The sequence below is a fragment of the Sphingobium sp. D43FB genome (assembly GCF_002312805.1).
GTDB lineage: Bacteria > Pseudomonadota > Alphaproteobacteria > Sphingomonadales > Sphingomonadaceae > Sphingobium.
In genome coordinates this window covers 76,735-99,022 of record NZ_NMUA01000010.1, presented here as the reverse complement: position 1 = coordinate 99,022, position 22,288 = coordinate 76,735, and the positions used below count along the sequence as shown (strand labels likewise).

Sequence of the window (22,288 nt, the reverse complement as noted above, 5' to 3'; positions counted from 1 at the left end):
CCATCGTCAGGCGAGCAGGGTAGCGGTCGCGCGCCGTGCAGAGAAGGGCAATGCGGGTCCCCGACCAAAGCGCATGACGATGTCGGGCCGATACCCCTTCGCGCCGACCAATGACGCCAGTTCTGGCCGCAGACTTGCTACCTCGACCGGCTGATTTATGAAAGCGCATTTCAGGCCAAGGGCGGTCGCCTGAAGCGCAAAACGCTGGCATGCACGCCCGACTTGTACCCAGTGCCGGGGATCGGCGTGGGCACCTACGAAGATCGCAACACCAGATGATGAGTCAAGATATGAGGCATAGTGTTTATTTTCGCTCTGCGCGGTGATGAACTGCTCGAAGAGAAAAGGGCCCGCCCATGAAGGAACCGCGGCAGCGCCACTTCCAGCACTGAACATGCCATCGCCAGCGTGGATCGCGTCCCGGGCATTGAACCTCAGCCAATGCAGAAGTTCGCGCCGGAAGGCGCGATCGTTCATCTGCGCCGTATTTCCTGCCACTACCAGATCGCGAACCTGGTCAATGCCCTCTCGCTGCGTGATCAGGACTAAATCGACGCCGGTTGTCCGGGCCGCTGAAGCCAACAGATTGAGTTCAGAGACCTGCATCGGCTTTGCGTCATAGGGGCCGCGTGTAGACTGGCGATGAGCTATGGCTTGAAACAGGGTGCTGTCCCTGGGGGTGCCTGACCGGATGGGGAATGCAATCGACCCGTCGGTCCGGCCAGTCCATCCCATGTCTGCGACATATCCGCCCGCAGCTGCAGCGAGGCACAGATTCTCTGCCGCACACCCCAGACTGACGAAAATATGGTGATCGTCCGGATCGACCACTGGCGTGCGCCGCATGAAGTCGGGTGCCATTTCGATGCGATCGGAGGCGACGCGAAAGCGCCATGGCTGCGTGTTGTGACCGTTCGGTGCGAGCGTCGCAAAGCGCAGTATATCTCGAAGGCCCGGATGTTTGCCAAGCGCCCTGCGGGACGCGCCGACGACAGCATCATATTCGGCCATCGACCCCATGCCGTGCAGGCCGGCCAGGGTCGCGCCAGCCATCGCAAGGGCGACGGCCCCACCGCCTATCAGGACCTCACGCCGGTGCACCGCCATATTGAAGCCTTCTGGAAGTTGATCTGTCTGTGAAACGCAGCGCCCGCCAGCTCCATTTTGGAGCCGGCGGGACTGATTGCGATCAGCCAACGACGATGAGGTCATTCTCTACGGCGGTTGTGCCGGGCGATCCCCATGCGGCCGATCCTGCCGACCAGCGATCGTTCAGCGTATGGACGGTGCCCGTCAGCTTGACCTTGCCACCATCGGCGCTGACGTTGATCGTCTTGGGGTCGAGCCAGGAGCGGTGGAGCGCAACGCCGATGTCACGGCCGATGTCGGTGATATTGACGCGCGGCTTGACTGTGGTCTGATTGGAGACACCGACGACGCCATGGAGGCCACGGATCATTCGCTCGGCGGCATCCTTCTGATAGTGCCAGGCGACTTCGCCGGTCAGCGTGATCCAGCCCTTTTCGACCTCTACCTTGATCGCATCGCGCGGGATGGTGACTTCCCAGGAAAGCCGGTCGATGGCCGCATGCGCGATATCCTCATCGGTGCGCGCAGTCGGGAAGGCGAGTTTGACTTCAAGCTCCTGGACTACGGCCCTGACGCCCTTCACGCGCGCGGCTGCCTTTTCGGCCGCGTGTTTCTCGAAATAGGCCGGTACATGGCCGGTCAGCGTAACGACGCCATCACTGGCCGTCACACCGATATGCGGCGGCCGTGATGCTGGGTTCCCACAGAAATTCGGCGAGGACGGCTTGCTGAAGTTGACGATCCTGGGACATACATTCTCCTGGTTCTTGGCAGGCTAAACCGGTGCGGCGACTGGCCGCAGGGCTTTGGGGCACGGTGATCTGGAAGCGACCGTTTGAGCGCTGTGTCGTTGCAGCCGCTCGATCCAGTCACAGGATATTAGGCTCATGGAGAGGCGTCGGCAGGATCGGAAACTACCTAGCAGTGCCAGGCACATGAAGGGTCGCGGGCACCGCAGCGGCGATGGCCTTGACGGCAGCCCTTAAGGGACAAGGACGGCGGCACCCTCGAAACGACCTGCGCGCAAATCGGCCAGGGCCTCGTTCGCTTTTTGCAGTGGGTAGCTGGTCGTATGGGTTACGATCCCGATTTTGGGCGCGAGCGCGAGAAAGTCCAGACCATCCTGGCGGGTGAGATTGGCAACCGAAACAAGCCGCCGCTCTTCCCACAGAAGCGCATAGGGGAAGCCCGGGATATCGCTCATGTGAATGCCTGCGCACACCACGATCCCACCCTTGCGGACAGCCTTCAGCGCAAGCGGCACAACCTCGCCTACAGTCGCGTAGATGATGGCGGCGTCGAGCGGTTCGGGCGGAACCTCATTGGAGCCACCAGCCCAGACAGCGCCAAGCCCCCGGGCGAAGTTCTGCGCGGCCAGGTCGCCTGGCCTTGTGAAGGCATAAATCAATCGGCCTTGCCATGAAGCGACCTGGGCGATGATGTGCGCCGCTGCGCCAAAGCCGTAAAGCCCGACCCGCTGGCCATCACCTGCCATAACCAGCGAGCGCCAGCCGATAAGCCCGGCACACAGGAGGGGCGCCAGCGCGATATCTTCGCCCCTTTCTCCGAGCGGAAACGCGAACCGTGCGTCTGCGACGACTTGCGTCGCAAAGCCGCCGTCGCGGGTATAGCCGGTGAAGAGCGGGGCATCGCACAGATTTTCGCGATGATCGATGCAATAAGGGCAGGTGCCGCATGTGTGCCCCAGCCAGGGAATACCGACACGCTCCCCCACCCTTAGGTCATCGACGCCTTCGCCGGTGGCATCGATCCGTCCTATGATCTCATGTCCCGGGATAATGGAAAGAGGCTGCTCAGGCAATTGGCCGTCCAGCACATGGAGATCGGTTCTGCACACGCCACATGCTCCGATCTTCACCCTGATCTGGCCTGGCCCAGGATGTCGGTCGGCCAGTTCGGTCCAGAGCAGGGGGCCGCCGATCTTGTTCATCACCATAGCGTGCATGGGAATTGCGCCTGGCTAGTGGGAAAGCAGGGCGCATCGACCACCCTTGAGTATGTCATGGGTCACGCCGCCAAATGCCCATTCGCGCAGCCGACTGTGGCCATAGGCTCCAGAAACGACGAGGTCGGCATCCTGCTCCTCCAATATCCCGGCAAGGCGGCTTGCATCTGCGCCGCGCGAAACCACCGCCAACGGGTCTGCCTTGATGCCGTGCAGCATCAGCGAGGCGGCGACATCCTGTACGCGTCCGAGCGCGCTCGGGAGATCCGGGTCAGGCGCGATTTCAACGATGGTGATCTGGCTTGCCATGGCGAGAAGCGGTAGCGCGTCCGCCACGGCGCGCCGGGCTTCGCGTGTATCTTTCCAGGCAATGACGATTTTTTCGAAGGGCAGACGGGCGGCGGTTAACGGCACGACCAGGACAGGTCGGCCTGCGCGCATCACAAGATCGCCGACACTCGCGTGACGGGAGGAGTCGAGAGCGTCGGCCGTAGCAAGGCTGGTGACCACCAGATCCGCGCAACGCGCCTCGCTCGCCACATAATAGGGGAGCGCGTCCGTGGTATAGGTCGAACGCCATTCCAGCGGTGCCTGATAGGCTTTCAAGGCTTGACGGAACTCTGCTTCGGCTCGGCGCAGTTCGGACTCCAGTTCATCCCTGCAGGCGGCCATGACTTCGCCGCTCGCAAGGCCATCGCCATAGGCGAGTTGCATGGGCTGGCAGGCGGCGATCCCGACAAGGCGGGCATCGAACCTTTCACCCAAATCAGCTGCCACGCGGAGCAGTTCCGCATTGGACTGACTAAGGTCAAGATGGGCCAAAAGTGTCTTGTAGGTCATCATCCGTCTCCCTGGAATAGCGCTTTGGGTTGGCGGCGCTGATGGGTGGCGGCAGGATTGTGGTTTGGCGCCATATCCAGCAGTTGCTCTTGAAAACGGGTTGGCGTCAGGCTCGGAAACTACTCAGCAGCGCGGTGAGGGCGCCTGCCGTGCGGTTTGCGCCTGGGCGCCCCGCGCATCATCACCAGGCCGGGAAGAAGCGGCAGCCACAAGGTAAACCCGCGCAGGAGCAAAGTGCCGGCAAGGGCCGCTGGAAGCGGAACGCCGAGGATGCTGAGCATAGCCGTTGATCCCGCCTCGAAACTTCCTAATCCCAAGGGGAGTGGGGCAAGTGCAGCCAGGATTGACGCGCCCATCATCGCGATAAAGGCGGTGCTATAGCCTACCGGATGGCCCAGCGAGAAGAGACAGACCTGTAATGTCGCTGAGTCAGCCAGGAAGATGACTCCATTGCATACGCCCACCCCAAGGATGAGGCGCCGGTCCGCCATTAATCGGGCAGGCGCTTCGCCCACCACGTGCAGCAGGCTGCTTACGACGGGGATACGTTCGAGGAAGGGCGATAACGGATGACTGCCCCGCCGCCGCAGCCAGAGTGCCATGCTTGGTATTGCCAGCGCAACGAGCAGGAAAGTTGTCACGACACCCACGAGCAATGGCGTCGCCTTGCCATGGATCCACAGGAGAAAAAGCATGGCCAGCGCAAAGAGGGCGAAGACGGTATAATAGCCCATCATCGAAATAAGGAGGGCGGCAACCGCGGCTCCGCGGGGGACTCCCAACTTCACCAGGCGGTTTACGAGCAGCAGATTTCCGCCCATTCCTGCGGCTGGGATCATCGCATCGGCAAAGAGCTTGGACAGTGCCACTGGTAAAAGCCGGTAAAGGGGCAGGGGCGCGCCGGCCCTGTCGAGGACCAGCTTCCAGCCCATCGAAACGCTGGCATAGGTCAGCACTTGCAGCCCGGCTGCGGCCACAAGCCAAAGGGGCTGGGCGCTTTGAAGCATCCGCCCGAAGCTTTTGAGGTCTCCAAAATGAAGGACCATGAAGACTATCATGCCGACAGCCAGAAGCCCGAACAGCCAGCCTGCCATATGGCCGTGTCGACTGCCTCTAGGCGGGAGCGCCTTTCCCATCAGTCTGCTGACGCGCGCAACTGGTCACGGAAGGTTTCAAGTCGTGCCCGGTATCCGTCGGCGTCGCCATATTCGAGGAACTGATGGTAGCGCTTGTGCGGATCGTGGATTTTCAGAGCATGTTTGATCGGACACCAATATTGCTCGGTGCGACTGCTGACCTCGCGGACGTAGCTGATGAGGCCATTGCCATAAGCGCAGAAAAGGCAATTAAGTGCTTCTATCCAGTTCAGATAGGCAAGATGCTGCCTGTCGAAGACGATAAAATCGGCCCGCCGGACCCGCTCGATCCCATAGACACGGAAGCAAACGGCCTGAAAGATACTGACCCAGGCGTCCAGAAGCATGAGCGGGACAATCAGTGAATAGATGAGCGGCGCGGTAATCATCGTGGCGCAGCTCGATTGCGCGAGAAAGTGCGAGACCCTCGTCCGCAGCAGGCGCTGTTCTGAAAGCACGCCCTGCTCGAAGCCGACCAGCCCGGCAGCCAGCTTTACGCCCAGAAGCTTGCGGCGCGCTTCAATCTCCCGGTCCAGCTCACCCTGGAGTCGAAGAATCTCTCCGGCAAGATCCTGCATATGCTGGGTCATCGACATCTCCAGGAAACGCCAATTCGGCGCGGTCGGTCATGCCCGTATCAGTGCCGCAGCCAACCCCATCCTGGGTAGAGTCGGAAAACCCCCACTCCGTCTATCTCGCTGATCCTGCGCCCGCTTATCCAGTCCGCCGGTCTTGGCACCGCGACAGAGCTGCCGCATCGCTCCAGAGGCCGCAGCGGAAAGCATGCGCCAAGGCGCAGTTGCAATATTTGCAGGCGCAAATAGTCGTTCGCACTTGCAGCAATATTTCCTTTGGGTCACAAAGAGGGCGCCTTTCAGGCATCCTCTCCTAAACTTTTACAGGCTAGTCTTCGGACCGGCCTTTTTTTTGGGGCGCGCAACAATCCCGGTAGGCCAATATGCGTAGTTTCCGATCCTGTCCCAACTGTGGGTTCTGACTTAGCCCTATCGGGTCATGTGGTCGGTGCCATTACCGACCGCCGCTGACTTGCGAGGGCAGTTTGATGGATCGAAGACAGGGGCGCTCTTGCGGTGCTGCGCTTGCAAAAGCGAACCGCGCTTATGGCTTTGCCATAGACGATCGCCCGTTGAGCCTGTCGAGCTATGGAACGACCCGTCTGACGCTGCATCATGACCGGCTCACAATATCATCGAGTTATCTGGCTTCAACGGCCGCGGCCGCCTGCAGCAAGCCTTTGGGAACGCAGGGCTGATGTGGGACGCACTTGATCCGGTCATCCTCGCCCGAGCCCAATTTGCGTTTACCATCAGCTTTCATTTTATCTTCCCCTCTTTCTCGATCGGTCTTGCCAGCTATCTCATGGTCCTTGAGGGACTGTGGCTGAAGACAGGGAATGGCATCTACGCCAATCTCTATCGCTACTGGCTCAAAATCTTCGCCATCACCTTCGCTATGGGCGTCGTGTCGGGTATCGTGATGTCCTACCAGTTCGGCACAAATTGGTCGGTGTTCAGCGACAGGGCAGGGCCGGTGATCGGACCCTTGATGGCTTATGAGGTGCTCACCGCCTTTTTCTTGGAAGCCGGTTTCCTGGGGGTCATGCTCTTTGGCATCAACAAGGTCGGAAAGGCGTTGCACTTCGCGGCCACCTGCGCCGTTGCGGCCGGAACCTTCATTTCCGCCTTCTGGATTTTATCGGTCAACAGCTGGATGCAGACGCCGGTCGGATATGAAATAGGCGCAAACGGCCAGTTTCTTCCCGGACCCAGCTGGGCTGTGATCATCTTCAACCCAAGCTTCCCCTATCGCCTCGTACATACGGTTATTGCGGCCTATTTGACGACCGCGATGGTCGTGGGCGCAGTCGGCGCGTGGCATCTCCTCAAGGACCGCGCCAATCCCGGCGCGCGGCGCATGTTCTCCATGGCGATGTGGATGGCCGCGCTGGTAGCCCCCGTCCAGATTTTCGCCGGAGACCTTCACGGCATCAACACGCTCGAGCATCAACCCGCCAAAGTCATGGCGATGGAGGGGCATTTCGACAGCCATCCCACAGGCGCGCCGCTCATCTTGTTCGGTATCCCCAATTCGCAGGAAAAGCGGGTCGATTATGCTGTCGAGATCCCCAAGCTCTCCTCGCTGATTCTCAAGCATGACCTGAACGCGCCCCTTGCCGGGCTTGATACGATCGCGCAGAATGAGCAACCGCCCGTCGGGATCGTTTTCTGGTCGTTCCGCATCATGGTCGCCATTGGCCTGGCGATGCTGTCGCTTGGTCTGCTCAGCCTTGTCGCGCGGGCAAGGGGCAAGCTGTACGACTGGCCGCTGCTCCACCGATTAGCTGTCGTGCTTGGTCCATCGGGGTTCGTCGCAGTGATCGCAGGCTGGGTGACGACCGAAGTCGGACGGCAGCCCTATACCATTTATGGCCTGTTGCGGACGAGCGACTCCGTCTCGCCGCTTGCAGCGCCTGCGGTGGGGGTGTCGCTGTTGGCCTTCGTCATCGTGTACTTCTCGGTTTTTGCGGCTGGAGGCTGGTACATCCTCAAGCTGATGGCCAAGCCGCCACAGCCCCATGAAAGTGCAGAGCCAGTCGAGCATGGCCCAATCCGCAGCGCGGGCATAACGCCCGCGCCAGCGATAGAGGGGGGCAGGTCATGATGGGCCTGGACCTGACTGTCATCTGGGCTGGCATCATCGCCTTCGCGGTCGCCGCCTATGTCGTGATGGACGGCTTTGACCTTGGCATCGGCATTCTGTTCCCGGGTTTCAAGGTCGGCAGCGAGCGGGACATGGCGATGAACAGCATCGCGCCGGTGTGGGACGGCAATGAGACATGGCTGGTGCTTGGCGGCGGCGGGCTCCTGGCTGCCTTTCCCCTGGCTTATGCGATCATCTTGCCGGCGCTATACGCTCCATTGATCGCGATGCTACTTGGCCTCGTGTTCCGAGGCGTGGCTTTCGAATTTCGTTGGCGCGACCCCGCCCATCGCGGCTTCTGGGACGCAGCCTTCTGTGCGGGATCGCTCATCGCGACCTTTGCCCAAGGGGTGACGCTTGGCGCCCTGTTGCAGGGCATAACGGTCGTAGGTCGCGCCTATGCTGGCGGATGGTGGGACTGGCTCACGCCATTCTCGTTGCTCACGGGCATCAGCCTGGTCATCGGTTACGCGCTGCTCGGCGCAAGCTGGTTGATCTGGAAGACCAATGGTCCCGTGCAGGGTGATGCCCATCGCTTCGCCCGACCGCTGCTTATCGCGCTCCTGATCGCGATCGCCGCCGTTAGCGCCTACACGCCCTTCCTTGAGGGTAAATATTACCAGCGCTGGCTCAGCTATCCTGGTGTTATGGCCGCTGCGCAAATGCCGATCCTTGTCGCGATCGTTGGATATCTGCTCTGGCGCTCCATCGGTGGCAGACGTGATGGCCTGCCTTTCATGCTGACGCTGATGCTGTTTGGACTTTCGATGATGGGCCTAGCCATCTCGATATGGCCCGATGTGATCCCTGGCCGCGTGACGATCTGGGCCGCAGCGGCACCGGTGCGGAGCCAGATTTTCATGCTGGTGGGTGCCGGGGTCATGGTCCCGATCATTCTTGCCTATACGGCCTGGGCCTATTGGGTGTTTCGAGGGAAAGTCGATGAAAGCGGATATCATTGATCCTGGCCCATGGTGGCGACGTCTGGTCTGGTTTGTCGCGATCTGGGCGGCGAGCGTGACGGGGCTCGGCATCGTTGCTTACGGGATAAGGGCTGTTCTCCTTCGTTAAACCGGCCAGACTTGTCCGGGAGTCGACAGGTCAGGGCGCACATATGGCAGGCTAAATCCATTCAGGTCGCGATCGAGCGATAGCGTCCTGGCTTGGCGCTTCAAAGCAGATCATCGACCGTCATCGATACAGGTCGCTGTCCCGTCCGATCCAAAGGATTAGAAATGTCAGAATATTCTCATGATAGCCTGGTCATTGTACCGGACGATATCGATCTCACCCGGTCGCCGCTGCGGTCTACGCTGACTGCCGACACCTTTGTGCTGGGGGCTTTCAATCCAGGCATGACGCGGCTCTCCAATGGCAATCTGTTGCTCATGGTACGGATCGCCGAAGCGCTGTCCGCGCCGGTCAAAGGCGACAGGATCCACGCAATCCGCTGGGAAGCGGGGCGCTATGTGCTGGATGCCTGGCCGCTCGACGCGGTCGATACGTCCGATCCACGCAAACTCATGCTGAAGGGCCAGGGCTGGAATGTCATGGCATTGACGTCCCTGTCCTGGCTGCTCCCGGTGGAATTGTCATCCGACGGACTTGATGTCATCGCCTGGCATTATGACCGCGCCATCGCGCCTGCCGCGGACAGCCAATGCTATGGCATCGAGGATGCGCGCATAAGCTGCATCAATGGCCGTTACTGGATGACGACCTGTTCGGTCAGTCCCCAGCGCCATGCTACGACGCTTTACAGTTCCGACAACGCGCTCGACTGGCGTTGCGAGGGTCTGGTTCTCGACCACCAGAACAAGGATATGTTGTTATTCGAAGGGTTGATCGCTGGCCGCTACTGGGCGCAGACGAGGCCGCTGGGTGACCTATATTTCGCCTACCCGCCGGGTAGCCGCTGGCGCGCGGGGCCTTCCATCAACCTTGCGACGTCGCCCGACGGCCTGCATTGGAAGCCCTATGACCAACCGGGCATTCGTCCCCACGCCGATACGGCAGCCACGGCGCGCATCGGGGGCGGGGCGCCGCCAATCCTGACCGACGAAGGCTGGCTCAGCCTCTGGCACGGGGTCGCGCCCAATGACGGCGTCGGCGTCTATCGCACCTATTGGTCCATCCTCGATCGAGACGATCCGAGCCAGGTCGTGCGGACTGATCGTCGGCCTTTGCTCGAAGCGGCGCCTTTGCTCACGGCGCCGCTGGCGCACCAGATATATCTTCAGGACATCGTGTTCACGACAGGCATCGTAGATGCGGGCGATCACTATATCATAGCGTCCGGTGAAGCAGACCTCGCGTGCCGGATAACCCATGTTCCTTACGGCCGGTTCGGTGCCGTCTGAAGCATGTCTCCCGTTCGCACGAGGGTGCGTGCGGGCAACTAAAATTGGCTCTATGCGTTACAATAGATACCCGTATTTTTATCGCGCGCAGCGCGAAGCGGTCCAGCAGGATAACAGTCGATGAAGCATAGTCCTTTGGATTCGCTTGCCGCCGTTCCAGCGCCGCAGCATATTGCTCTTATTGGCAATTCCATGCCGCGTCGCTGCGGCATTGCGACGTTCACGACCCATTGTCACGATGCTTTGCGTGCCGCCTTTCCGGCCATGCGCATCGACAGCTATGCGATGGACGATGGCGCCGACGGCATCGTCTATCCCGACGGGATCCATCCGATCGATCGGGATGATCGCGCCGCTTATGCCGATGCCGCCTGCCGGATCGAGGACAGCGGGGCGCAGGCGATCTGGCTGCAGCATGAATTCGGGATATTTGGCGGCGCGGCGGGAGATATGATCCTGCACCTGCTCGAGCGGACCCGGCTGCCACTGGTCCTCACGCTCCATACGATTTCCCAGAAAGCTACCCCGGACGAACATCGCGTCATGGCTGCCCTGTTGCGGCGGGCAAGCAAGATCATGGTCATGGCTGGACAGGGGCGGACCATCCTCATTGAGACCTATGGGGTGGATGACGCCATGATAGCGGTCATCCCCCATGGTGTGCCTGACCGGCCCTATGTCGATCCTGCCGAAATGAAGCGCCGATTTGGCTGGGAAGGGCATCGGATCATCCTCACCTTCGGCCTGCTCGCACCCGACAAGGGTATCGATCACATGATCCGGGCCATGCCCGCCATCGTCGAAGCGCATCCCGACGCGCTTTATGTCGTCCTGGGCGCGACCCACCCGAACCTTGTCCGCGAGCGCGGGGAAAGCATGCGCGAGGGGCTCGTTGCGCTGGCGCAGGAGCTGGGCGTTGGCAATCAGGTTCGCTTCATTGACCGCTATGTCGAACAGGAGGAATTGCTCGACACGCTTCAGGCGGCCGACATCTACGTCACCCCCTATGTCAATCCTGCGCAGATTGTGTCGGGCACGCTCAGCTACGCGATCGGCATGGGCAAGCCCGTGCTCTCGACACCCTATGTTCAGGCGCAGGAAATCCTGTCGGAAGACCGCGGTGTCGTCGTGCCGTTCCAGGATGCGGGTGCCTTGTCTGAGCAGATTATGGCCTTATTGTCGGACGAGGCATTGCTGCGCGGCTATGCGGCGCGCGCCTATGCCTATGGGCGCAAAATGATCTGGAGCGAATTGGCGCGCCACGTTGGAGATCTGATGATCGCCGCCATCTTCGCGCATCCGGATCGCCAGAGCCTTCGCCGCAGCTATGCCGTCCTTCCGCCCGATCCTTCCGCCGTCCTGCGAATGAGCGATGCGACCGGCATTTTCCAGCATGGTATCCTCACAATCCCTGACCGCCGTCACGGCTATTGCATAGATGACAATGCCCGGGCTCTGATCCTGATGGCCCAGATGGAAGCTATGGACGAGGGTCTTCGGGACAAGTGGATGACCACTTATGCCAGCTTCGTTCAGCACGCCTGGAATCCGGATCGTGGCCGGTTCCGCAATTTCATGGGCTTCGACCGGCGCTGGTGCGAGGAAGAAGGATCAGAGGATAGCTGCGGTCGGGCGCTCTGGGCTTTGGGCGTCACCGTGCGCGATGCGCTGTCTCCTGCGCACCGCGAATGGGCGGCACAGCTCTTCGAAGCCGCGCTCGGTCCCATGGCTTCGGTAACCTCGCCGCGCGCGCAGGCCTTTGTCATTCTTGGCGCTGGCGCCATTTTGGACGCCGATCCGGCCCACAGGTCCGTCTCAATCGTGATGGCGAAATTTGCCGATCATATTTCCGCGCTTCTTGATGCTGCCAGCCGTCCCGGCTGGACATGGTTCGAAGGGGTGCTGGCCTATGACAATGCAAGGCTGCCGGAGGCTCTGCTCGTTGCCGGGCGTCACCTGGGACGGGTGGACCTGATTGAACGCGGCTTGATTTCGCTGGAATGGATAGGCAACCAACAAAAGACGCCCGAGGGCTATTTCCGACCCGTGGGTTCGGAGAGTTTCGGCCGCACTCACAAGCCGCCCTTGCCCTACGACCAGCAGCCGCTGGAGGCACAGGCGACCATTGATGCCGCGGTGGCCGCGTGGGATGTCGATCCTGACAAAAGATGGGTGCTGCTGGCGGAAACCGCCTATCGCTGGTTCCTGGGTCACAATGACCTGGACAGCCCGCTCGCGACGCCCGTGAGCGGGGGCTGCTTTGATGGACTGACGCCGCTTGGTCCCAATCGCAACCAGGGCGCGGAATCACTGATCGCGCTGCAACTGGCATCCTGCGCCATGATGAGGCTTTCCCAACGTGTCGCGGACGTGGCACAGAGGCCAGCGACGGTCGTACCGATCGCTTTCGCCTGATCGGCTGGTTGCACGGGACATTGTTTTGCAGAAAATTGACGCGCTGCCGCTTCGTTTGACAGCTGATGCCAAGCGGGTCGTCGTACGCCCCTTTCATCTTGGGTGGCAGACACAGGGTGGCGCGCCCAGCCGTACCCAACGGATAACACAGGCCGTCCTGGCACTCCCCGAAGCAGAGGTGAACGCGCAGCTCACCCATGTCCTCATCGGGTTCGAAGCGCGCCATTGGCAGACCCGGCGCGTGTTCATGACTCGCTTCGCCGAGATATCCAAGCTGTTGAAACTGGACGACCGGGGTATCAGCGACGCGCGCTGCCAATTGATCGGCGCCTATTTCTGCCACGAATATAGCTATGCCGCTGCAGCGCTCATGAATCCGAGCGTCGTGCCCCATCCCGACCAAAGCGGGATCGCACAAGGCTGCCAGCGTATTGTCATTTCGCTGCGCGCCGTGGGCGAGGGCCATATCAGTTCGATCGCCTTTCGGGAGGGGATCATCTCGGAGCGCGGCGACTTGCAGTTGGCACCCGAACCGCCCTTTGCGACTGCGGCAGACGCGAAGGGCGACGAGGAACGTGAACAGTCCGGACCCGTGACGATCTTCCGCCACCCCGACAGCACCTTGTCAGGGACGGTGATATTTCCAATCACCGCCGCGCAGGCGAACGGTCTGGAAGATCTTCGCCTGGTGCGGTTCGTCCACGACGACGGGTCGGTCGAATGGCTCGGCACCTACACCGCTTATAATGGCCGACAAATCCAGTCGGAGATGATGCGCACAAGCGATTTCCGAAGCTTCGGCATGTATCCGCTGACGGGGAGCGCAGCCCGCAACAAAGGCATGGCCTTGTTCCCGCGCAAAGTGAACGGCCGTTACATGATGATCGGACGGCAGGATGGCGAAAATCTTTATCTGATCCAGTCTGACAGCCTGACGGATTGGGGCGAAGGCGAGAAAATCCTGATGCCGCATTATCTGTGGGAACTGGTCCAGATCGGCAATTGCGGTTCGCCCATCGAGCTTGATGAAGGCTGGTTGCTCCTGACCCACGGTGTCGGCGCGATGCGGGAATATTCCATCGGCGCGGTATTGCTCGACAAGACGGATCCCTCGAGAGTTCTGCGCCGTTCGGTCGATCCCATATTGGCGGCAATAGATAGCGAGCGGGAGGGCTATGTCCCCAATGTCGTCTATACCTGCGGGGCGACCCGCATCGGGACGATGATCTTCATGCCCTATGGCGTGGCCGACAGTTCGGTCGCGTTCGCGTTCATCCCGATCGCCGAGATGCTGTCCTTAATGAACTGAGGGGCGGGTCCCTTCCATAGCACTCGATCAGCCAAAGGTCGCTTGCTGTCAGCCGCTTTCCTGCCCGGGGGGAAAGATCGCAAGACCCCTGGTATCGGGGCGAGCGGCAACCCAAGGGCCTCTTGATGAGCACGAAAAGAAGGTGACGCAAGCGGGCGCACGCGCTGCCTGCGCCAGAAAGCCAGTCGCGCGAATCGGGATCATATCGATTTTCCCATATGCGCGGGCGCCGTTGCGGCTATCGCGTTGGGGCGCCATCGCGTGACGATGCCTTTATGTCTTTGGATGCAGGGCGGCAGCGACACAAATATCTCGGGATGACGAACATTTCGTCTTCACCTGCGTTAAGCGACCGGACGTCCTCATGTATCGAGATGATATTGAACAACGATACGAACCTTGCCGGTGTCGCCGACCTTATTCCCGTGCCCGGCGAACTGGCCGACATGGTCCGTCGGGTGGACTGGGCTGGTACGCCGCTGGGACCAATCCAGACCTGGCCACAAAGCCTGCGCAGCGCTGTCAATTTCGTGCTTGGCTCTCAAACCGCGATCGTCATGCTGTGGGGTGAGGAAGGGGTGATGATCTACAATGACGCCTATTCCCAATTTGCGGGAAAGCGTCATCCCCAACTGCTCGGCAGTCCTGTGCGCGATGGGTGGCCAGAGGTCGCCGATTTCAATGACAATGTGATGAAGGTGGGCTTGAGTGGAGGATCGCTCTTCTACCGTGACCATGAACTGACCCTCTACCGGAACGGCGAGGCCGGGCAGGTGTGGATGGACCTGTCCTACTCACCGCTATACGATGAGTGCGGTAAACCCGCGGGCGTCATTGCAATCGTCGTCGAAACAACTGATCGCGTTCTGGCAGATCGCGTGGCCGCCGCGGAACGCGAACAGCTCTGGACCCTTTCGCAGGACATGCTCGGCCGCGCCGACTATGATGGGAACATGACCGCGGTAAATCCGGCCTGGACGACGATATTGGGATGGTCGGATGAAAAAATCCTGTCTGACCCCTATGCCGACATCATGCATCCCGAAGATGTCGACATAACATTGGCTGCGCTGCAGGAAATGGGCGAGACGCTCCAGCCTACCCGTTTCGAAAACAGGATATTGACGGCGGACGGGGAATGGAAACCGATCGGCTGGACGGTGACGCCCGAACCTGACGGCGTGCATTTCATCGCCGTTGGCCGGGATCTCAGCGCAGACAAGCAGCGTGAGCGTGAACTGCAGGACGCGCAAGATGCCTTGCGACACTCGCAGAAGATGGAAGCGGTGGGCCAGCTGACAGGCGGAATCGCCCATGACTTCAATAATCTGTTGACCGGCATCAGCGGCAATCTCGAACTGCTGGAGTTGAGGCTCGAGCAGGGACGGACAACTGGTCTCGAGCGATATATCAGCGTTGCCCAGGAAGCATCGCGCCGCGCAGCGGCCCTGACGCAGCGCTTGCTCGCCTTTTCGCGCCGACAGACACTGGACCCCAAGCCGACCGATGCGAACAGGCTCATCAGTGGCATGGAGGAGCTGGTGCGGCGCACTATTGGTCCTACGATAACGCTCGAAGTCGTGGGCGCGGGCGGCCTTTGGCTGACACGGGTCGATCCTTCGCAACTTGAGAATGCGCTGCTCAACCTGACGATCAATGCACGCGATGCGATGGCCAATGGCGGACGGATCACGATCGAGACGGCCAACAAATGACTGGACGACCGGGCTGCCAAGGAGCGCGACTTACCCCCTGGCCAATATATCTCGCTCTGCGTCACGGATACCGGAACCGGCATGACACCCGAGATCGCCGCCAAGGCGTTCGATCCCTTTTTTACCACCAAACCGCTGGGGCAAGGCACCGGGCTCGGCCTGTCGATGATCCATGGGTTTGTCCGACAGTCCGGTGGTCAGGTTCGCCTTTACTCCGAGCCGGGAGAGGGTTCGACACTGTGCCTCTATCTGCCGCGCTATGCCGGGGCGCTGGAGGCCGAGTACGAGAGCGCGCATGCAGCGACCTTCGATCAGGGGCAGGGCGAAACAATCCTCGTAATCGACGATGAGGACGCCGTTCGCAGCCTTGTGAAGGAGGTTCTCTTGGACAGCGGTTACACCGTGATCCAGGCCGCTGACGGGCCTTCTGGGCTCAAGATCCTCCAGTCAGGGCAATCTATTGACCTGCTTGTAAGCGATGTGGGTCTGCCCGGAGGCCTGAACGGTCGCCAGGTTGCCGACGCGGCGCGCGTGTCACGGCCAGACCTAAAAGTGCTTTTCATCACCGGCTATGCGGAGAATGCCGCTGTTGGGAACGGGCTGCTTGATGCAGGGATGGAAGTCGTCACCAAGCCCTTCAATGTCGTGGCGCTGGGCAGCAAGGTGCGCGAGATGCTCGACCGCTAGCAGCCCTTGATCGACACACCCTCAATTCCCTGCGTTCTCGCTTCCTTTCATGCTAAATGGAGGCGAGGGAGCGCACTATTGGACAATTTTGAAGACGGAACGGGCCAGGTCGGCCAACTGCTAGACACGCCGGGCCTCGCTGATGCGCTGGAGAGCGAGCGCTTCAAGCAGTTTCTCGATCACATGCCGGTGGCGATCGCGGTCTCCGAACTTTCGCCTTCGGAGCGGATCACTTACGCCAATCTCGAATTTGAGCGGCTGACGGGGCAACCTGCTGCTGATCTGGAAGGCATGAGCTGGCAAGCCTTGCCTGGCGTTGCCTCGGCGACAGATGACGACCGGCGGCTGAGCGACGCGGTAGAGGTCGAAGAGGAATATATCGGCACCTTCTCGATCACACTCGACGGGGAGATGGTCCATGTCGATGCCTGGTCGAACACGATCGAGGACGATCATGGCAAGCCGATTTTCCGGCTCGTCGCGCTTGCCAGGACCGGTCAGCGCCTTCGCGAAGATGATGAGGCTGTGCGCCAGTCTCTTCGCGACAAGGACGCATTGCTTTTCGAACTGCAGCACCGGGTGAAAAACAACCTTCAGATGATCACAGCGCTCATCCGGATGGAAGCGCGCAACGTGTCTGATCAGGAGACAGGCGCGCGGTTCGATCGGCTGGCAGGCCGGATCAATTCGCTTGCGCTGCTTTATCGTTCGCTTTCGACCGAAGGGCAGGGGGATACGATCGATCTTGGCATATATCTGAGCCAGATCGCCTCGTCGGTCATGCAGGCGCATGCGCCCGAAGGCATCCGCCTGGATTTGAAGATCGATACCTGGCCGGTCGCCCTGGACGTGGCCATGCCGGCGGGCCTGGTGGTCAACGAACTGCTGACCAATTCACTCAAACATGCATTCCCCCAAGGCGAGGGCGGCACCATCACCCTGCATAGCCTGGTGGACGAGACAGGATGCCGTGTGACCGTTGCCGATGACGGCGTCGGGTTGGCCGAAGGCACGACCTGGCCAAAAGCCGGGAAGCTGGGCGCTGTCATCGCCCAATCCCTGCGGCAGAATGCGAAGGCCGAATGGACGGTGACGTCCGGCGCGGGAACGGGAATGCGGGTGGACATTCATTTCGCAAGGAAAGACGCTGCGCCAAAGCCGTAGCGGCAGCTCAGGTGAAGAGTTAGAGGCTTCAGGCCCGGACCGTTATTTGCCCGGAGAGCGCGAGGGGCGCCTGGTTCAAGACGGGGCAGGGGCGGGCGGCGCTCTTAGCATGTCGCCTGCTGCGCGGATGATGTCGATGATGATGATAGAGCGATCGTCTCGCGATGGTCTCCTCTTGCTGATTACGGTATGTCTATCGTTCAAATGCCGCCAGGCACGGGGTGTAGAGGGCATATGTCGGACGATATTCTGACTGACGACGAGAAAGCACGTTTCACGCTGGCTCTGGTCGAACAATGCGTGCGTAATACAGCCTTGGAGGATCTTCACGCAGGGACCGTTCCGAGTAGCGCGACGGGCGACTTTAGTGATGTGAAGGTCGTCACACCTTATGGAGAGATCCCCTGGACACGCCTCTCCCGTCTCTCGGACGAGGAAATGAAATCGCTGATGATCGAGGTGTGCAACAAGGTGTTCACCTTCCTGACCCATACCGAAGATTTGCTTGTCCTGGACGGCGCTGCGCGTTGGAACAGACCGCAAATCGACTTTCCCCTGCAGCGTAAGGCGCAAATGCGGTCGGCCTTGCGCGGCGGGAGCGACGTGGGGCCCACGCTAAAATGAGAAATCGAGGCGACGAACGATCCTGCCGCTATCGTCTTCGACATTAACGGATCTGTTTTGGCTATGCCTCTGGAACGACCAATCACCCTTGAAGGATTGTTGCTGCTGGAAAGCGGGCAGTTGGTTTTGCGTATGGCTGACGGCGGGCAGTGGCGGCTCCTGGCGCTGGGCGGGCAGCGCGCTATGGTGGGCCGCTGGGTGCGCATAGACGGGGTGCGTGAGCGGCATGACGTCGTAGCGGTCGAACGGATGATTCCATTATGACGCTCACGCAGAGACAGGTGCCGTGGAGCGCCGCCTCGATGCTTATCAAAAGACATGGGATGAGGGCGACCGATATGGCGGTCGAGAGACTGTGTGCTCTCGAAATGGCGGGCGACGAGGCCGGCGCTTTGATGTGGAAAAAGATCGCAGGCTGCATCGCCCAAATGTCGATCGTGGAGATGCAAAGCTAAGGGTGCGCGTTTGACCATCATGCCCGTCGTCCCTATCTGGGGCGCTTGAGCTTGCGGCAATCGGCGCGATCTATTTCTCTCCCATGAAGGACGAACAACCAGATGACTGAGGTCGCTGTCGCGCAAGACGCATTGATTACGCTCACGGCCGACATTGTCGCGGCGCACGTCTCGAACAATTCGGTGGCCATCGGCGACCTGTCGCAGCTTATCGCAAATGTTCATTTAGCACTCGCGGGTCTGGGCACGCCGTCTACGCCCGAGGTCGCCAAGCAAGAGCCCGCCGTCTCCGTCCGCATGTCGGTCAAGCCGGACTACATCATATGCCTGGAGGACGGGAAGAAGCTGAAGATGCTCAAGCGGCATCTGAGGACCGCCTATCAGATGACTCCGGACGAATATCGGGCCAAGTGGAACCTGCCTGCAGACTATCCGATGACCGCGCCCAATTACGCGCAGCAGCGCAAGGAACTGGCGCAAAAGATCGGACTGGGGCGGAAGCCCAGGATCGCCGCTCCGGCGGAATCCGTCGCCAAAGCGTCGGTGACACGGGGGCGGAAGCCGAAGGCAAAGGCCGAAGTGGAGCCGGCCTGAACCAACCGCGACCCTGACGGCTATCGGAGGGAAGGCAGGACAGGGGCCAGACGGCATTTTACAACAGATTTGTGCTCCTGTTGGAGCCATGGCTCCGGAGCATCTCTATTAGCTCGGCCATAACCCTTGCCCGACGGGGCGGTCCTTTCCAACCGGCGCTCTCACTGGGACGGGGAGGGTACCTGCCTGCCACGCTGGGAGGCGGCGCGTCGCTTCCCAAATTTATCTCGAATATTTAGCGGCTGGCTTAAGCGAGCGCTGCGCAACATCAGGAACGCTTCATGAACGGCTATGTGCAATTTGAAACCGCAGAGGGTGAGCCGATCCTGGTGAACGCCGATCGCGTGAATTTCGTGCGGCGGTTCAGGGGAGGGGACGCCGCGAGCGCTGTGAACTTTGAGAAGGGCAATTATGTAGTGGTGAAGGGAGGCATACAAGAGGTGATGAAGGCGCTTGCCGAAGGTTAGGCTGGAACGGGGCCGCATTGCCCGGCGTGGGTCCGTTGCCGCATGACGACTGGCCACCTCCCGCCGCGCACAGGTATCGATATTGAGAGCCTCGCCGAGGGTGAGCGGGCCCTTCGTTGGCGGCCAGCGTTCAATCTGTCGTCGCAATAGCATTCAGAAAGTGCCGTCCCTTCGAGAGTAAGCGAGGGCCGAGGCTGACAAACGGCCTTGGTGCCAGCTACCGGTCAAATGCATTGGTGACGAAGGCGCAGCCCAGATTGAGACCTTCGAGGTCCACGCTATGATCCAATCCCATAGAGAGGTGGGTCGTAACTGGCAGGCGCAGGCGCTGAAGTTCTTTCTCCGCTATGCGTAACGCGGCGGGCGGCACCACATTATCCTGCGATCCATGGATCAGCAGGATCGGCGGTTTGTACAATGTCTCAGCCCGCAAGTCCGCCGTGCCGGCGAGCATGCCCGAATAGCCCACGATCGCGGCTAGCTGGCCTGGCCTTCGCAGGCCCACATGCAGCGCCACCATGGTTCCCTGGCTAAACCCTACAAGCGCCAGATCAGCCTCGGAAAGACTATATTGGTCAAGCTTTCGGTCGATGAAAGCATCGATAGCGGGCGCTGCCGACGCTGCGCCGACCGCCAGCGCAGCAGGCGAGAGCGCGCCGAGCGGCCACCATTGGTAACCGCCATGCATTGGGCCGCGCTGCGGCGCATGCGGCGCCAGGAACAAGGTCTCCGGCATTGCCTGCTGCCAGGCTGGCGCCAACGCGATCATGTCCGCGCCGCTTGACCCAAACCCGTGAAGCAGAAGCACGATCCGCTTGGGCCGTTCTCCCGACAATGGCTGCAGGCTCGCGCCGTTGACTATTTTCTCCACAGCTTAGCCTTGATAAGGGTCACGAAAGGTCCAGTTTCGCTTTGAGATCGTCGATCCGTTTCGATGCCTCCGCCTTGCTCAGATCTTGCCTTGGCGGATCCACCTTCGCCTCTTCGCTCAGGGTCGTCAAATAGGAAGCCTGCGCGCCCGTCATCGGATCATCGCCCGACACCCAATTGTCGGGGTCTTTTTGCGTGTTCGATTGCGGTTCGTCGTCCAGCTTGGGGTTATGCAATGGCTCAGCCACGGGTTGCTCCTATGTTCTGTGTCTGTTCCTTGAACGAGATGGGTTGTAGATGGTTCCTGAAATAATCATCTCATCACGCGATCATGTCGCAACCGCGCAGACTGGGTTGGGATGGCGGATCGCGGTGCCGGGTGACGCGCAGATGGCGCCTCCTGGGTAATGATGCGCGAGGGCGGCCATTCCAGCCCATGTCATAGGCTCCGAAAATCATAGAGGCTCCACCTCGACCATCCACTGCTCAACGGTCACTCATCCTAAGCCCGGCTCCGATGGCAATATCTTGGGCGCATCGATCGAAACCGCTGTGGCGGATGGGGCCGGGTCTCCCCCACGCTGTTCAGCCTCGCGTGGGGTCGATCAGAAACTTCTCGCCTGTTGCCTTTCGTTCATAGGCGCGCAGCACGTCGGGTTCGAGCGCTTCGGCCAGACCTATGACGCGGGTGTAGTGGCTGGCAAATGTCGTCGTCAGTTCATCCACCACGCGCTGGCGCATATTTTGAACGACCTGCGCGTCAGTCTTCTGCAGGAATGGGAAGAGTAACCAGCCCGATGCACTCCACTGGAAACCGAATGCCAGGCGGTTGAGCGTGGTCGGTGACGGATCGAGCGCCCCATAGATGTAGAGCTGTTTGAATTCGGTGGAGCCGTAGCGGTTATAGTCTGACATGCGCCCGACAGCGGCGCGTTCCATGGCCTGCATGATCTCGCTGCCAATCGTGCCGCCGCCAATCGCGTCGAAAGCAATTGTCGCGCCCGTCTCCTCGACCGCTTTTGTGAGACTGGCGGTGAAGTCTGCGTCCTTGCTGTTGACCACATGGATGGCGCCAACGCCGCGTAATATGTCGGCCTGTTCCTTTGATCGCACGATGTTTACCAGCGGGATGCCATCTGCCAGGCAAATCTTCTGGAGCATCTGCCCAAGGTTGGAGGCTGCTGCGGTGTGTACGATCGCTTTATGTCCTTCCCGCCGCGCCGTCTCGACAAAGCCAAGCGCGGTCAGCGGATTCACGAACATGGAGGCGCCTTGCGCAGCGGTCGCGCTGTCAGGCAGGGGAATTACGTCTCGTGCTTTGATGCGCCGATAATCGGCGTACATGCCGCCCCCGATCATCCCTATGCGCTTGCCGTTCAGGTGAGCGGCGTCCTTGCCTGCGGCCACGACCAGGCCAGCCCCCTCATTGCCGACGGGCGTAGACTGACCAATCCGGCCAGCGACACTGGGCAGTCGGCTCGCGGGCACGCGGAAAGTCAGGCCCTGGCCGTCGCGGGTTTCCAGAGTGGACAGGTCCGCCGGCCCGAGAAGCAGGCCGAGATCGCTCGGATTGATAGGCGCAGCCTCGACACGGACGACAATCTCGTCGTCGGCCGGATCTTCCACCAGGACCTCCTCCAGAGACAGTGAAAGTCTGCCATCCTGGTCGATCTTCGATCTTAGCTCGCGTCCGGTGAAATCCATGATCTTCTCCGCTCATTTAGAATAGCTGGAACATGGGGTGCGATGGTCTCGGCGCAAGGAAGATGGCGCAGCGTGAACCAATGCCGCTCAGTGCATTATTTGGGCAGCTGTCGACCAGATACGGCCGTTCGATCAGGTTTGGTTGGCGTCTGGTTCGGACAAAAGCCGACAT

23 protein-coding genes are annotated in these 22,288 nt (G+C 60.6%); 14 read left to right on the top strand and 9 right to left on the bottom strand.

From position 1 onward, the window contains the following. Positions 1 to 6 precede the first annotated feature (6 nt). The 6 genes from SxD43FB_RS10770 to SxD43FB_RS10745 form a co-directional block, all read right to left on the bottom strand. Complete coding sequence (locus SxD43FB_RS10770) at positions 7 to 1,197, bottom strand: nitroreductase family protein (protein ID WP_255245674.1); 1,191 nt, start codon at positions 1,195 to 1,197, stop codon at positions 7 to 9. Further along, entirely contained in the window at positions 1,190 to 1,759 is a 570-nt protein-coding gene (locus SxD43FB_RS10765; protein ID WP_255245673.1) for a BON domain-containing protein, read from the bottom strand. The genes SxD43FB_RS10770 and SxD43FB_RS10765 overlap by 8 nt, the downstream gene beginning before the upstream one ends. 312 nt (positions 1,760 to 2,071) lie before the next feature. After that, a complete protein-coding gene (locus SxD43FB_RS10760; protein WP_096062167.1) occupies positions 2,072 to 3,055 on the bottom strand; it encodes a zinc-dependent alcohol dehydrogenase family protein in 984 nt (327 codons plus the stop codon). Between the two features lie 15 nt (positions 3,056 to 3,070). Then, entirely contained in the window at positions 3,071 to 3,895 is an 825-nt protein-coding gene (locus SxD43FB_RS10755) for a universal stress protein (protein ID WP_096062218.1), read from the bottom strand. Positions 3,896 to 4,014: 119 nt separating this feature from the next. Continuing rightward, positions 4,015 to 4,989 carry a lysylphosphatidylglycerol synthase transmembrane domain-containing protein gene (locus SxD43FB_RS10750; protein WP_255245672.1) on the bottom strand — a complete coding sequence of 325 codons (975 nt, stop codon included), beginning with the start codon at positions 4,987 to 4,989 and terminating at the stop codon, positions 4,015 to 4,017. Between the two features lie 41 nt (positions 4,990 to 5,030). Further along, on the bottom strand, positions 5,031 to 5,621 hold the full coding sequence (locus SxD43FB_RS10745; protein WP_096062217.1) for a hypothetical protein: 591 nt from the start codon (positions 5,619 to 5,621) through the stop codon (positions 5,031 to 5,033). Positions 5,622 to 6,303: 682 nt separating this feature from the next. On the opposite strand from SxD43FB_RS10745, the gene SxD43FB_RS10740 reads away from it, so the two are divergent. The 14 genes from SxD43FB_RS10740 (at position 6,304) to SxD43FB_RS10680 (ending at position 19,542) form a co-directional block, all read left to right on the top strand. Next, positions 6,304 to 7,713, top strand: coding sequence for a cytochrome ubiquinol oxidase subunit I (locus SxD43FB_RS10740; RefSeq protein WP_096062165.1), 1,410 nt, complete (start codon positions 6,304 to 6,306; stop codon positions 7,711 to 7,713). Continuing rightward, positions 7,710 to 8,714 (top strand): cytochrome d ubiquinol oxidase subunit II, encoded by a 1,005-nt coding sequence (gene cydB / locus SxD43FB_RS10735; protein WP_096062164.1) that lies wholly within the window; start codon positions 7,710 to 7,712, stop codon positions 8,712 to 8,714. The genes SxD43FB_RS10740 and cydB overlap by 4 nt, the downstream gene beginning before the upstream one ends. Beyond that, positions 8,695 to 8,823 (top strand): DUF2474 domain-containing protein, encoded by a 129-nt coding sequence (locus SxD43FB_RS10730; RefSeq protein WP_096062163.1) that lies wholly within the window; start codon positions 8,695 to 8,697, stop codon positions 8,821 to 8,823. Before cydB ends, SxD43FB_RS10730 begins: the two co-directional genes overlap by 20 nt. Positions 8,824 to 8,987: 164 nt before the next feature. Next, positions 8,988 to 10,112, top strand: coding sequence for a glycosidase (locus SxD43FB_RS10725; protein WP_096062162.1), 1,125 nt, complete (start codon positions 8,988 to 8,990; stop codon positions 10,110 to 10,112). Between the two features lie 120 nt (positions 10,113 to 10,232). Further along, positions 10,233 to 12,527, top strand: a complete 2,295-nt coding sequence (locus SxD43FB_RS10720) for a glycosyltransferase family 4 protein (protein WP_096062161.1) — start codon at positions 10,233 to 10,235, stop codon at positions 12,525 to 12,527. A 25-nt stretch (positions 12,528 to 12,552) separates the two neighbouring features. Beyond that, positions 12,553 to 13,836 carry a glycoside hydrolase family 130 protein gene (locus tag SxD43FB_RS10715; RefSeq protein ID WP_096062160.1) on the top strand — a complete coding sequence of 428 codons (1,284 nt, stop codon included), beginning with the start codon at positions 12,553 to 12,555 and terminating at the stop codon, positions 13,834 to 13,836. 380 nt (positions 13,837 to 14,216) lie between these two features. After that, on the top strand, positions 14,217 to 15,551 hold the full coding sequence (locus tag SxD43FB_RS26345) for a PAS domain S-box protein (protein ID WP_343228841.1): 1,335 nt from the start codon (positions 14,217 to 14,219) through the stop codon (positions 15,549 to 15,551). Then, entirely contained in the window at positions 15,552 to 16,238 is a 687-nt protein-coding gene (locus SxD43FB_RS26340) for a response regulator (protein WP_343228844.1), read from the top strand. A 78-nt stretch (positions 16,239 to 16,316) separates the two neighbouring features. After that, positions 16,317 to 17,402: a PAS domain-containing sensor histidine kinase gene (locus SxD43FB_RS10705; RefSeq protein ID WP_255245671.1), complete on the top strand. Its 1,086-nt coding sequence runs from the start codon at positions 16,317 to 16,319 to the stop codon at positions 17,400 to 17,402. Positions 17,403 to 17,636: 234 nt separating this feature from the next. After that, complete coding sequence (locus SxD43FB_RS10700) at positions 17,637 to 18,026, top strand: hypothetical protein (protein WP_096062159.1); 390 nt, start codon at positions 17,637 to 17,639, stop codon at positions 18,024 to 18,026. A gap of 63 nt (positions 18,027 to 18,089) precedes the next feature. Next, positions 18,090 to 18,290, top strand: coding sequence for a DUF5818 domain-containing protein (locus tag SxD43FB_RS10695; protein WP_096062158.1), 201 nt, complete (start codon positions 18,090 to 18,092; stop codon positions 18,288 to 18,290). Then, entirely contained in the window at positions 18,287 to 18,481 is a 195-nt protein-coding gene (locus SxD43FB_RS10690; protein WP_096062157.1) for a hypothetical protein, read from the top strand. The genes SxD43FB_RS10695 and SxD43FB_RS10690 overlap by 4 nt, the downstream gene beginning before the upstream one ends. A gap of 102 nt (positions 18,482 to 18,583) precedes the next feature. After that, positions 18,584 to 19,075, top strand: a complete 492-nt coding sequence (locus SxD43FB_RS10685; protein WP_096062156.1) for a MucR family transcriptional regulator — start codon at positions 18,584 to 18,586, stop codon at positions 19,073 to 19,075. A gap of 281 nt (positions 19,076 to 19,356) precedes the next feature. After that, positions 19,357 to 19,542 carry a hypothetical protein gene (locus SxD43FB_RS10680; protein WP_096062155.1) on the top strand — a complete coding sequence of 62 codons (186 nt, stop codon included), beginning with the start codon at positions 19,357 to 19,359 and terminating at the stop codon, positions 19,540 to 19,542. 217 nt (positions 19,543 to 19,759) lie between these two features. Here SxD43FB_RS10680 and SxD43FB_RS10675 read toward each other — a convergent pair whose 3' ends face one another. From SxD43FB_RS10675 to SxD43FB_RS10665, 3 genes are all read right to left on the bottom strand, one after another. Then, positions 19,760 to 20,413 (bottom strand): dienelactone hydrolase family protein, encoded by a 654-nt coding sequence (locus SxD43FB_RS10675; RefSeq protein WP_096062154.1) that lies wholly within the window; start codon positions 20,411 to 20,413, stop codon positions 19,760 to 19,762. Positions 20,414 to 20,432: 19 nt separating this feature from the next. Continuing rightward, complete coding sequence (locus SxD43FB_RS10670) at positions 20,433 to 20,660, bottom strand: DUF3072 domain-containing protein (RefSeq protein ID WP_096062153.1); 228 nt, start codon at positions 20,658 to 20,660, stop codon at positions 20,433 to 20,435. Positions 20,661 to 20,997: 337 nt separating this feature from the next. Next, positions 20,998 to 22,116, bottom strand: coding sequence for a zinc-binding dehydrogenase (locus SxD43FB_RS10665; RefSeq protein ID WP_096062152.1), 1,119 nt, complete (start codon positions 22,114 to 22,116; stop codon positions 20,998 to 21,000). Positions 22,117 to 22,288: the final 172 nt, after the last annotated feature.

Coding starts and splice junctions, on each gene's coding strand:
- SxD43FB_RS10760 (WP_096062167.1), bottom strand. CDS start 3,055: ATGCACGCTATGGTGATGAACAAGATCGGCGGCCCCCTGCTCTGGACC.
- SxD43FB_RS10755 (WP_096062218.1), bottom strand. CDS start 3,895: ATGACCTACAAGACACTTTTGGCCCATCTTGACCTTAGTCAGTCCAAT.
- SxD43FB_RS10750 (WP_255245672.1), bottom strand. CDS start 4,989: ATGGCAGGCTGGCTGTTCGGGCTTCTGGCTGTCGGCATGATAGTCTTC.
- SxD43FB_RS10745 (WP_096062217.1), bottom strand. CDS start 5,621: ATGACCCAGCATATGCAGGATCTTGCCGGAGAGATTCTTCGACTCCAG.
- SxD43FB_RS10740 (WP_096062165.1), top strand. CDS start 6,304: ATGTGGGACGCACTTGATCCGGTCATCCTCGCCCGAGCCCAATTTGCG.
- cydB (WP_096062164.1), top strand. CDS start 7,710: ATGATGGGCCTGGACCTGACTGTCATCTGGGCTGGCATCATCGCCTTC.
- SxD43FB_RS10730 (WP_096062163.1), top strand. CDS start 8,695: ATGAAAGCGGATATCATTGATCCTGGCCCATGGTGGCGACGTCTGGTC.
- SxD43FB_RS10725 (WP_096062162.1), top strand. CDS start 8,988: ATGTCAGAATATTCTCATGATAGCCTGGTCATTGTACCGGACGATATC.
- SxD43FB_RS10720 (WP_096062161.1), top strand. CDS start 10,233: ATGAAGCATAGTCCTTTGGATTCGCTTGCCGCCGTTCCAGCGCCGCAG.
- SxD43FB_RS10700 (WP_096062159.1), top strand. CDS start 17,637: ATGTCGGACGATATTCTGACTGACGACGAGAAAGCACGTTTCACGCTG.
- SxD43FB_RS10695 (WP_096062158.1), top strand. CDS start 18,090: ATGCCTCTGGAACGACCAATCACCCTTGAAGGATTGTTGCTGCTGGAA.
- SxD43FB_RS10690 (WP_096062157.1), top strand. CDS start 18,287: ATGACGCTCACGCAGAGACAGGTGCCGTGGAGCGCCGCCTCGATGCTT.
- SxD43FB_RS10685 (WP_096062156.1), top strand. CDS start 18,584: ATGACTGAGGTCGCTGTCGCGCAAGACGCATTGATTACGCTCACGGCC.
- SxD43FB_RS10680 (WP_096062155.1), top strand. CDS start 19,357: ATGAACGGCTATGTGCAATTTGAAACCGCAGAGGGTGAGCCGATCCTG.
- SxD43FB_RS10665 (WP_096062152.1), bottom strand. CDS start 22,116: ATGGATTTCACCGGACGCGAGCTAAGATCGAAGATCGACCAGGATGGC.